This is a genomic window from Kitasatospora sp. NPDC094016, assembly GCF_040304045.1.
Classification (GTDB): domain Bacteria; phylum Actinomycetota; class Actinomycetes; order Streptomycetales; family Streptomycetaceae; genus Kitasatospora.
This window is the reverse complement of the sequence record NZ_JBEOUK010000056.1, coordinates 42,045-51,791: the sequence shown is the minus strand read 5'-3', so window position 1 is coordinate 51,791 and position 9,747 is coordinate 42,045. Positions and strand designations below refer to the sequence as shown.

At 75.2% G+C, this 9,747-nt stretch carries 9 protein-coding genes; 4 read left to right on the top strand and 5 right to left on the bottom strand.

The features are described 5' to 3' along the window. Window positions 1-97 precede the first annotated feature (97 nt). On the bottom strand, window positions 98-988 hold the full coding sequence (locus ABT015_RS33775; protein ID WP_350886042.1) for a carbohydrate kinase family protein: 891 nt from the start codon (window positions 986-988) through the stop codon (window positions 98-100). 343 nt (window positions 989-1,331) lie between these two features. Here ABT015_RS33775 and ABT015_RS33770 point away from each other — a divergent pair, with 343 nt between their 5' ends. From ABT015_RS33770 to ABT015_RS33760, 3 genes are all read left to right on the top strand, one after another. Further along, the gene (locus tag ABT015_RS33770; protein WP_502897466.1) at window positions 1,332-2,843 is read left to right on the top strand and encodes a M1 family metallopeptidase; all 1,512 of its coding nucleotides are present in this window, start codon (window positions 1,332-1,334) and stop codon (window positions 2,841-2,843) included. 351 nt (window positions 2,844-3,194) lie between these two features. Further along, window positions 3,195-3,719, top strand: coding sequence for a SigE family RNA polymerase sigma factor (locus ABT015_RS33765; RefSeq protein ID WP_063346063.1), 525 nt, complete (start codon window positions 3,195-3,197; stop codon window positions 3,717-3,719). Further along, complete coding sequence (locus ABT015_RS33760) at window positions 3,706-4,569, top strand: hypothetical protein (RefSeq protein ID WP_350886040.1); 864 nt, start codon at window positions 3,706-3,708, stop codon at window positions 4,567-4,569. The genes ABT015_RS33765 and ABT015_RS33760 overlap by 14 nt, the downstream gene beginning before the upstream one ends. Before the next feature lie 65 nt (window positions 4,570-4,634). Here ABT015_RS33760 and ABT015_RS33755 read toward each other — a convergent pair whose 3' ends face one another. After that, window positions 4,635-5,735, bottom strand: coding sequence for a baeRF3 domain-containing protein (locus ABT015_RS33755; protein WP_350886038.1), 1,101 nt, complete (start codon window positions 5,733-5,735; stop codon window positions 4,635-4,637). A 261-nt stretch (window positions 5,736-5,996) separates the two neighbouring features. On the opposite strand from ABT015_RS33755, the gene ABT015_RS33750 reads away from it, so the two are divergent. Further along, window positions 5,997-6,233, top strand: coding sequence for a hypothetical protein (locus tag ABT015_RS33750; RefSeq protein ID WP_350886036.1), 237 nt, complete (start codon window positions 5,997-5,999; stop codon window positions 6,231-6,233). Window positions 6,234-6,266: 33 nt separating this feature from the next. On the opposite strand, the gene ABT015_RS33745 is transcribed toward ABT015_RS33750, so the two are convergent. The 3 genes from ABT015_RS33745 to ABT015_RS33735 all read right to left on the bottom strand — a co-directional run bounded on the left by ABT015_RS33745 (window position 6,267) and on the right by ABT015_RS33735 (window position 9,587). Next, window positions 6,267-7,787 carry a sigma-70 family RNA polymerase sigma factor gene (locus tag ABT015_RS33745; protein ID WP_350886034.1) on the bottom strand — a complete coding sequence of 507 codons (1,521 nt, stop codon included), beginning with the start codon at window positions 7,785-7,787 and terminating at the stop codon, window positions 6,267-6,269. Between the two features lie 118 nt (window positions 7,788-7,905). After that, the gene (locus ABT015_RS33740; protein ID WP_350886032.1) at window positions 7,906-8,943 is read right to left on the bottom strand and encodes a CAP domain-containing protein; all 1,038 of its coding nucleotides are present in this window, start codon (window positions 8,941-8,943) and stop codon (window positions 7,906-7,908) included. Between the two features lie 176 nt (window positions 8,944-9,119). After that, on the bottom strand, window positions 9,120-9,587 hold the full coding sequence (locus ABT015_RS33735; RefSeq protein WP_350886030.1) for a GNAT family N-acetyltransferase: 468 nt from the start codon (window positions 9,585-9,587) through the stop codon (window positions 9,120-9,122). Between the last annotated feature and the right edge of the window lie 160 nt (window positions 9,588-9,747).

Here is a 9,747-nt window from a genome sequence, read left to right as displayed (position 1 = left end):
GGTCCGACAACCGCTCACTCGCAGGCGACTTGACCTGCCCCACTCTCGCCACACCACAACCAACGAGACAGGCACCCCAAAGTCACTGGCATTGCGGCTAACCCCTCCGCGCCAGGGCGGCCGTCAGCTCCGCCGTCGAGGGCGGGTTGGCGCCGGGGCGGGAGACCGTCAGCGCAGCGGCCGTCACCGCCTGGGTGAGGCAGCCGGCGAGGTCGGCGCCGGCGGCGCGGGCGTGCAGGAAAGCCGCCGTGAAGGAGTCCCCGGCGCCGACGGTGTCGGCGACCGGCACCGGAACGGCCGCGGCCCGCGCATGGCCGCCCTCGGCGGTGTGCGCGAACGCGCCGTCGGCGCCCAGGGTCACCGCGACCACGGCCGGGCCGAGGGCGAGCCAGCGGCGCGCGACCGCCTCCGCGTCCTCGCCGGGGTAGAGCCAGGCCAGGTCCTCGTCGCTCGCCTTGACCACGTCGCTCAGCGCCACGCAGCGCTCGACCCGCCGCACGGCCTGCGCCCGCTCGCCCATCAGCGCGGGGCGCACGTTCGGGTCGTAACTGATCTGCGCCCGGCCGCGCCACCGCTCGACCAGCGCCAGCACCGCCGCCGCGCCCGGGTCGGTGACCGCCCCGATCGAGCCGAGGTGGATCGCGCCCGGCGCTTCGGCGAGTTCCATCGGCGGCAACGTCCAGCCGATGTCGAAGGTGTAGCGCGCCCGCCCCTGCCCGTCGAGTCGCACCACGGCCGAGGGGGTCCGCGCCACCCCGGCGGCCCGGACCACCACCCCCGCCGACTCCAGGTGCGCCCGGATCAGCCGGCCGTTGGCGTCGTCCCCGAGCTGGGTGAGCAGGGTGGCCGGCCGGCCCAACCGGGCCAGGCCGTAGGCGACGTTCGCGGGGCTGCCGCCGGGGTGGACGGTGTCCGGGGCGCCATCCGTGCGGACGATGTCGGCGACGCACTCGCCGATCACCAGAACGTGCGAATCGGGGCTGGTCACGGCGGCTCCTGGCATCCGGTACGCGGGCGTCGTCTCGGCCGCCAGCCTACGGGGTGCACCCGGGCATGAAGGACGGCCGCCGGACCTGGCCAGGTTCTCCGACGGCCGTGGCCTCGTCCGTCAGGGGGCGAAGCACTTCGAACGTTAGTCAGCGCGTGGCGGCCCCGCCATCGCTGTAGGCCGTCCGGGGGATGGCCTCGTGTCGAGAGCCGTCCGGGCGGCGGCGGGCGAGCGCCCCGGTCCGCTAGGGTCCGTGCCCGGTGCGTCGCGCACGGACCGCCGCCCGGCCCCCGCTCCTCACCGGGGCTCCCGAAGCCACGACTCCCGAAGTGCGGTGATCGCCTTGCCCAGGCCCCGTGTCGGTCTCGTCCTCCCACTCGTGCTCAGTGCGGCGCTGCTGTCCGCCGGCACCCCCCGGGCCGCCGCCGCGGACGGCCTCGGCGACCCGGTCTTCCCCTCGCTCGGCAACAGCGGGTACGACGCGCTCGCCTACGACCTGTCGTTCGACTACCGGGCCGCCAGCCGCACCGTCGACGCGACAGCGGTGATCACCGCCCGGCCGTCCCGCACCCTGGCGCGCCTGGAGCTGGACGCGCTGGGCCTGACCGTGCGCGCCGTCCGGGTCGACGGGCGCCCGGCGGGGTTCGCCGCCCACGACGAGAAGCTGACGATCACCCCGGCGCGGGCCCTGCACCGCGGCACCACCGCGCGGTTGACCGTCGAGTACACCGCCGACCCGCGCGCCAGGCTCCCGCACACCGGCTGGGTCCCGACCCCGGACGGCTTCGCGGTGGCCGGCCAGCCGGACAGCGCGCACACCGTCTTCCCGTGCAACGACCACCCCAGCGACAAGGCCAGGTTCGCCATCGCCGTCACCGCGCCCGACGGCCTGCTGGGCGTCGCCAACGGGGAGTTGGCGCAGACCGAACGGCTCGGCGACGGCCGGACCACCCGGCGCTACGTCTCCCGCGAGCCGATGGCCACCGAGCTGGTGCAGGTCTCCGTCGGGAACTACACCGTCCGCGAGCGCACCGGCCCGCACGGCCTGCCGCTGCGCGACGTCGTCCCGACCGCCCGGGCCGCCGACCTCGAACCCGCCCTGGCGCTCACCGCCGACCAGCTGACCTGGGCCGAGCAGCACCTCGGGCCGTTCCCCTTCGAGACCTACGGCCTCCTGCCGGCCGACACCGACGACCCGGCCGCGTTCGGCTTCACCGGCCTGGAGACCCAGACCCTCACCCTGTACAAGCCGAACTTCCTGCGCCAGCCCGAGTCCGCGATCGGCTCGCACCAGATGCACGAGCTGGTGCACTCCTGGTTCGGCGACAGCGTCTCCCCCGCCAGCTGGGCGGACCTGTGGCTCAACGAGGGACACGCCGACTACTACGCCCTGGTCTACCGCTACGAGCGCGGCTGGCCGGACGCCTGGGGCCACACCACCCTGGTCGACCGGATGCGGGCCCTCTACGGCCTCGGCGACCAGTGGCGGCACGACTCCGGACCGGTCGCCGCTCCCAGCGCCGCCAAGCTCTTCGACAGCCAGCGCTACACCGGCGGCGCGCTGGTGCTGTTCGCGCTGCGCGAGCGGGTCGGCGCCGAGACCTTCGACCGGATCGAGCGCACCTTCCTGCGCGAACACCGGTACGGCACCGCCACCACCCGGGACTACCTGCGCACCGCCTCCGCGGCCTCCGGCCAGGACCTCTCCGGCTTCCTCACCGACTGGCTGTACGGGCTGCGCACCCCGCCGATGCCCGGCCACCCCGACTGGACGGTCACCCCGGTGACCTCGGACCCGGCGGCAGCCGCCCGCGGTGTCCCCACCGAGGCGCCGCGCGGTTCCGGAACGCTCTGACCCGCCGTCACCCGGTCGGCCCGATCCGTGGTCCGCCGCCCCCTGCGTCCCACCCGTACGCCCCTGGCGCGCCGCGTCGTGCGCCCGGACGCCCCGTGAGCGCCTCTGGCCGGACGGGCCCGACACGGCCATCGTGGTGCCCACGGCCCGCCCGCCGCCCGGCCGAGTCCCGGCCGGCTCGCGGGCCGTCCAACCTCCCCGCGCCGGCCGGCCGAAAATCCCCGCGCCCGGAAGACAACCCGAAACACCGTCCGGCACGTTCATCAGCTGTGAGTAGGACACCACGATCGCGGCCCAGCAGGCCGCCACGGCTGACAGGGACGGCACGGACACCATGGCGGGGACGGCGGGATGAGGGATGGCACACCGGACTTCGAGGAGTTCGTCTCCGCCTGCGGCCCGAAGATGTTGCGGGTGGCCTGGCTGTTGACCGGCGACCCGCACCAGGCGGAGGATCTGCTGCAGACCGCGCTCGCCAAGGTCTGGCCCAAATGGGACCGGATCTCCATCGACCGGCCCGAGGCCTACCTGCGGAAGGTACTGGTCAACTGCAACGTCTCCTGGTGGCGCCGCCGCTGGACCGGCGAACTGCCGCACGGCGAACTGCCGGAGCCGCCGCCGGCGAGCGCGGACCCGTACGAAGGGGTGGTGCTCGGAGAGGTGGTCGCCCAGGCCGTCCGCGCCCTGCCGCCGCGCCAACGGGCCGTGGTGGTGCTGCGCTTCTTCGAGGACCTCAGCGTCGAGGAGACCGCCGAGGTCCTGGGCTGCAGCACCGGCACGGTCAAGAGCCAGACGCACCGCGCGCTCGCCGCGCTGCGCGGCCGGCTGCCGGCCCGGGAACTGCTGCTGGCGGGGGGACCTCGTGATCGGTACTGACCTGCTGGACCCGGACGACCCGAGGCCGGACGGCGGTGAGGGCGAGGAATTGCGGATCCTGCTCCACCAGGCCGTACCGGAGCTCGCCACGCCCGAGGACCGGATGGAACGGGTGCGCGCCCGCGCCATCGGCACCCGGCGCCGACGGCGGGCCGCCGGGCTCGGGGCCGGACTGACCGCCGGGCTGGTCGCCGCGGCGCTCGCCGCCGCGCCCGCGATCGCGCCCACGCCGGAGCACGGGGTGGCGGCGGGGCCGGGGACGGCTGCGGGACCGGGGGTGACCGGACCTGCCGAAACAGTGCCGGGCGGGGAACCGCCCGCTCCGACTGCCGGCGCCAGCCCGGCACCGACCACGGTGCCGATGCCCGGATCGCAGGTCCACTTCTCGTCGTACCCGAGCCTGGTGCTCGACCTGCCGAGGGGCTGGTACAGCCAGAGCATCTTCAACGGCGACCCCCGGAACGGCATCGGCTACCTGGCCACCGGGCCGATCAGTCCCGCGCCCCCCTGCCGGACGGCGGGCATCGCCTGCCCGTCGGACAGTCTGCTGCCCGTCGGCGGCGCCCTCCTCACCCTCCGGCTGGTGGACCAACCGGACCTGGTCGGGAAGTTCACCACCGAATCAGCCCTGACCTCCGACGTCACGCTCGACAAGGAATGCCTCACGCTCGGCGGCACCCGCGAGCTCATCGGCCATCGGGCCGTCGCCCGGACCGGCACGCTGGTGCTGATCCAGCTGACGGCCTGCCTGCGGGAGCCGTCGTACCTGACGATCCAGCAGGTACAGCAGGTGCTGGACTCGATCCGGACCGCCGAGGGGAGCACTCCCTCGGCGGCCACGACCCGCTGAGGACCGCCCGGGCCGAGACACGGCGGTGCGGGCCCGGCGACCGTGCCGGGCCCGCACCGGGTGGGTCAGTACCGCAGGACGGCCGCGATGTGGCCGCGGGCGCCGAGTTCGCCGGTGGGGACGAACTGCACCTTGGCGCCGGTGTCGAGGGCGCGCTCCACGATCTCGTCGACCATGTCCTCGCGGACGTCGGGCTCACCGGCCGCCGCCGGGACGAGGTGGTTGTCGGTCACCCGGACGGGCTGCCAGTAGTCCTCCTCCACCGCGACCACCGCGGCCCGGCCCTCGGCGACGGTCTGCCAGACCTCGTCGATCCCGGCGGCCAGGCCCTTCACGCCCTGGGCCTGGTCGAGGCGCTCGTGCAACTCGGTGACGGCCTTGCTGCCCTGCTCGGCGACCGTGGACCGGACGGCCTCGGCCACCGCGGCGGCGGCGGCGTGGCCGAGGCCGCCGTGCGAGACCTGGGCGGTGGCCCGCTTGGCGGCGGTGCCGACCTCGTCGAGCAGGGAGATCGCGGCGGCCTCGCCGAGCACGTACAGCGGGCGGTTGTCGGCCTCCAGCACGGCGGCCAGTGCGGTGTCGGCCGAACGCAGGAAGCGGCGGGTCTCCTCGTCGCGGAAGGTGCTCGGTACGTCCCCGATCCGCTCCTTGCGCTCGACGTCCCAGTCCGGCGGGACCTGGTCGAGCGGGAAGGCGGCACCCGTGTGCTCGGCCAGGTGCGGCCCGCTGCCGCTGAACAGGGCGACCCGGTCGGCGGCGACGGTCAGCACCCAGTAGGGCGCACCGGCGGTGTAGGCGGAGACCAGGTTGCGGGTCAGGAAGGTTTCGGACAGCACGACCCGGGAGGGCACCGGGCGCGGCAGGGACCACACCTGGTGCTCGCCGGGGGCGGCGAAGATCACCAGACCGTCCTCGGCGTGCACGAGGTCGACCTCGGTGAGCGCGCGGTCCAGCTGCTCGACGACGTCCAGCCGGTCGGCCCGGCTGACCGCCTCGTCGGCGTGCAGCCGGTTCTTCGCCTCGGCGACGAGGTTGCGCAGGCGGACCGGGTCCTGGGTGTTGTCGGGCTCGCTGCGGTGGGTGGGCAGCAGAACGGAGACGGCCGGGTAGCGCCGGGGGCGGCGCAGCTCGGCGAGGACGGCTGGAGTGAGTTCGGCTGCGTGCATCGGGTGCCCTTCGTGTCGCGGTGGGGGGTCCTGGTCGATGAGACCGACGTCGATGAGACCGAAAGTGTGGTGATTCAACCGATTTGCCGGAATCATTCCCGACCCCTCCCCATCCCACCGCCGTCCCACGCCTCCCGCCACCGGAAAAGGCCCGGGGCCCGACCGCCCGTCCGACGCCCGCGGCCCCGGCCGCACGGCCACGGACGAGGGAATCCACCACCGTCCTCGTAACCCGCCCGGCGGATCGTCGTTGGACCCGCCATGAAGAAGCGCAGCATGCTCGCCGTCGCCTCGCTCGCCGTGGGTTTCGTGGCCTCGCTCACCGCGCCGAGTGCGCACGCCAGTGCCGTCGGGGGGCAGGACGGACTGTCCGGGTCGCTGACCAGTGCGCCGGACGCGTTGCCGGGGGAGGTCGGGGACGCGGGCGGCGTGCTCGGGGAGGCGACCGGGTACGTGACGGGCTCGGCCGACGGACTGGTCGGTGTCACCCCCGCGTAGCTCGCGGCAGCGCTGCGGTGCCGCGGTGCCGCGTCAGGACAGCGGGGCGCCGAGGTCCTGGGTCCAGTAGGTGCCGGCGGGGCCGGTGGCCAGGCCGACACCGACGTCCTTGAAACCGCAATCCAGCATGTTGGTCTGGTGGATGCCGCCGTCCATCCAGTGGGCGACCACCGCGGCGGGGGACGTCGGACCCCGGTCGAGGTTCTCGCCCCACTGGGACCAGCGGTAGCCGACGGCCGTCAGCCGGGCGTCGGTGCGGACGCCGTCCGGGTTGACGTGGTCGAAGAAGCCACGCGCGACCATGTCGTCGGCGTGCTTCTGGGCGGCCGCGTGCAGCCGGGGGTCGATCCGCAGGGGGGCGCAGCCCACCTTGCCGCGTTCGGCGTTGACGAGGTCGACGAGTTGGCGCTCCGAGGTGGGCGGCGGCGGGGCCACCGACCGGGTGGCGGTGGGTGACGGCGTGGCCGTCGGCGTGTCGCTGGGGGTCGGCGTGGGCGTGGCCGCCAGGGTGACCGGGGCGGCGGCCGGGGTCGCGGGGGGCACCGGGGCGGCGGGAGCGGCGGCCGGGGTGGTGGGTTCGGGGGTCGCCTCCCTCGGGGTGTCGGTGGGGTGCGACCAGACCAGGGCGAGGGTGGTGACGGTCACCACCGCCACCGCACCGCTCGCCAGGACGGCCTTGCGCGCGGCCGTCCCGGCCCAGCCCGCATGGGTGCTCGCGGCGGTCGGGGCGGCGGTGGCGGCGGTGGCCGCGGTGTGCTGGAAGTGCAGCAGCGCGGGCGAGCCGAGCGGGATCGGCACCAGGGCGAGGCCGGCCAGCAGTCCTTCGGCGGGGAAGAGGTCGCGGCCGAGGCGGTCGCAGGTGGCGCAGCCGCGGATGTGGCGGGCGATGCGCTTGCGCCACACGGAGTTGGGGGTGCCGTCGAAACCGGTGGTGACGTCGGCGAGTTCGGGGCAGCGGGGGTAGGCGCCGAGGGCGCGGACGACGATCCGGCCGGCTTCGAGCTGCTTCTTCATCCGCTGCACGCGGACGGCGGTGTGCTGCGGGGTCAGGTCGAGGGCGTCGGCCAGTTCGGCGCGGGTGAGTTCGCCGCTGGCCTCCAGCCACCAGAGGGCGAGGAGTTCGCGGTCGTCGGGGTCGAGCCAGCGGGTGGCCTCGGCGACTTCCCGGCGCTGGCCGGAGAGGCCGAGGCGCAGGACGGTGAGGTCGGTGAAGTCGGCCCTGGGGTCGGCGAGTTCCCAGGTCTCGTCGAGGCCGCCGACGGTGGGCTGCTGCTGGCCGGCGGCGTGGCGGCGACGGATCTGGTTCATCGTGATGGCGACCAGCCAGGAGCGGAAGGACTCCGGCTCGCGCAGCCCGTCCAGGCCGTCCAGGGCGCGGATCATGGTCTCCTGGGCGACGTCGTCGACGTCGGCGTGACCGTCCAGGGCGCGCCCGGCGACGTTGTAGACGAGCGGCAGCCAGGCGGCGACCAGCGCCTCCTGGGCCTGCCGGTCGCCCGCCTGGGCCGCGCGTACCAGGGTGGTCCCGGTCCTGTTCTGCACGTCAGCGTTCATGGTCCGCACTCCGTCTTGCCGTGTTCCGTTCGCCGCTGCCTCCTCGGAGACCTGTGGTGAGTGATCAGATAACAACAATTTGCGCGGAATCGGAAAACGGACCCTGCCGGAGGACCGGTCAGGCCGGGGCGGCGAAGACCTGGGTCCACCAGGGGCCGCCGGAACCGGTCCGCACACCGACCCCGAGCTGCTTGAACGCGCAGTTCAGGATGTTCGCACGGTGGCCGGGGCTGTTCATCCAGGAATCCATCACCGCGGCCGGGTCCTTCTGGCCGCGGGCGATGTTCTCGCCCCAGGTGCTCCAGCGGTAGCCGGTCACCTCGATGCGGTGGTCGGCGTGGTCGCCGTCGGGGCTGGCGTGGTCGAAGTAGTTGCGGTCCGCCATGTCGTCGCTGTGCGACTGGGCGGCGCCGGCCAGCCGGGGCTCGGCGCTGACCGGGCCGCAGCCGGCCTTGGCGCGTTCGACGTTGACCAGGTCGACGACCTGCTGGGCGGAGGAGGGCGCGGCGCCGCCGCCGACCGGGGTGGGCGCCGAGACGTTCGTGGGGGCGGGGGCGCCGGTGCGCTGCGCGGCGGCCGGGGTGCCGGTGGGCCTGGCGGGAGCGGGAGCGGTCACGGGCGTGCTCGGGCTCGGCTTCCCGGTGGCCGTCGGGGTCGGCGTCGGGGTCGCCGGGGTCGCCGGAGCCGTCGGGGACGCCGGGGCGGCGGGGGTGGTCGCGGCGGCAGTGGTCGGGGCCGGTGCCGGGTCGGTGGTGGCCGGGGTGGCCGGCGGCGCGGCGGCGTCGGGGGCCGCTCCCCCGGCGCCGGGGACCTGGATGCCGTCGTGGGTGCCGGCCTCGGCGGCTATCAGGGCGGCGTCCGCCGCCAGCGCCTGGCCGGTGGTGTCCCGGTCGGCCTGCTTGCCGCCGTAGGCCGCGTAGCCGGCGCCGACCAGGGCGGCGAGCAGTCCGGTGCCGGCCACGGCGGCGGCGACGGCGGCGACCGGGCCGACCGGACCGCGCCGGCGGCCCCGGCGGCCCCGGCCTCCGGGGCGTTCCGTGTGCCGCTGGGCGGCCCGGCGCGCGGCGCGGCCGCCGGGCCGGCCGGAGGCTCCGCTCCGTGCACCGCTCTCGGCACCGATCGCCGGGAGGATGGTCGTCCTGTCGTCGCTGTTCACGTGCCCACGCTTTCTGTCCGGGTCGGCGGGTCGGGTGCCGACACCTGGGAGACCGCCCGGCGGCGCGCCGATAACAGAAAGTCCGAACGAATGTCCGGCGGCAGGGTCGCGGGCCCGGCCGCGGCCGTACCCGGGGCCCGTACCCGGGGCCCGCCCTCAGGCCGCCCGAAGGCGGGTCACGGGGTGTCCGGGGCCATGTCGTAGGTGACGAACATGGTCCGGGTGGCGACCTGGTCGTACTTGCTGCGGGCGCGGTGGTTGTCGTCGGCGGTGATCCAGCGGACGGTGTTCCAGCCGCGCTCGGCGGCGATCGCCCGCAGCCGGGCCAGCAACTGGTCCACCGCGCCGCCGCCGCGCACCTCGGGCGCGACGAACAGGTCGTCGAGGAATCCTCCGACCGCGCCGTGCAAGGGGCGGGAGAACGGGCGGTAGTGGGCGAGTCCGACCGGCGTGCCGTCGCCGTCGCGGACCAGCAGGCACTCCAGTTCGTGGTCCGGGTCGTGGAGCCAGGACCAGACCAGTTCGGCCTTCTCCTCCGGCATCGGCAGCCGGTAGAACGCGCAGTAGCCGCGGAAGAGTTCGCGCCAGGCCGGGTAGTCGGCGCGCTCCGGCGCGCCGACGCTCCAGCGGGTCGTGCTGGTCAACTCGGTCTCCCTCGATCGGGCGGGCCCCGGGGTCGCCGGGCCGCGGTGTGGCGCCAGCATGACGGGCCGTCGGCTCCGCGCCGAGCTCCACCACGGCCAAGACCGGCCGCCCGCGCACTCCACTCCGGCGTGGTAGGGGCGCACCGCCCGCCGTGCGCCG